Source organism: Aquibaculum sediminis, assembly GCF_040712085.1.
GTDB lineage: Bacteria > Pseudomonadota > Alphaproteobacteria > Kiloniellales > DSM-21159 > Aquibaculum > Aquibaculum sediminis.
Genome location: NZ_JBFCVK010000027.1, coordinates 1 through 574, shown reverse-complemented (window position 1 = coordinate 574; position 574 = coordinate 1). Strand labels below are relative to the sequence as shown.

General features: G+C 38.3%; 1 protein-coding gene. It reads left to right on the top strand.

Annotated features, from left to right (window positions below; translation table 11 throughout):
• Positions 1-405 (top strand): transposase (locus ABZ720_RS17440; RefSeq protein ID WP_366556801.1); only part of this gene is annotated, 405 nt, incomplete at its 5' end.
• Between the last annotated feature and the right edge of the window lie 169 nt (positions 406-574).

The window sequence follows — 574 nt, the reverse complement described above, 5'->3', positions numbered from 1 at the left end:
GAACAGCATCTCAAACATTTTGACGATACAATAAAAAAGTTTAAAGACATCAAAGGGTTGGGTACACAAACAATAGCCGTTTTGATGTCAATGTTGCCTGAGTTAGGTCAATACACACATAAACAAATCGCTTCACTTGTTGGTGTTGCACCCCATCCTAAAGAAAGTGGCAACACCAAATGGAAAAGCCGCTGTTCAGGTGGTCGCAAAGCCGTACGAAATGCACTGTATATGGCAACATTTGTTTGTGTACGTTTTGAGCCTAAACTCAAACAATTTTACGAACGCTTACGTGCTAATGGTAAGGCGTTCAAAGTGGCGATTAACGCCTGTATGCGTAAGCTTCTCACCATTTTAAATGCGATTGTCCGCGATGACTCGCAATGGGACGCTCACGCACTTTAATTAACGAATTTGTATTTTTGCTTTTTAGCTGAATACAGTTGCTACGGGGTATAATTTGTAATATCGCATTTTTGTAACAAGGAAACTGGGATATAAAATGAGAGGGCGACTTTAATTAAATAGGGTTTATTTTTTATAAATCAAAAAATAGTGAAAAATATCACCGCTC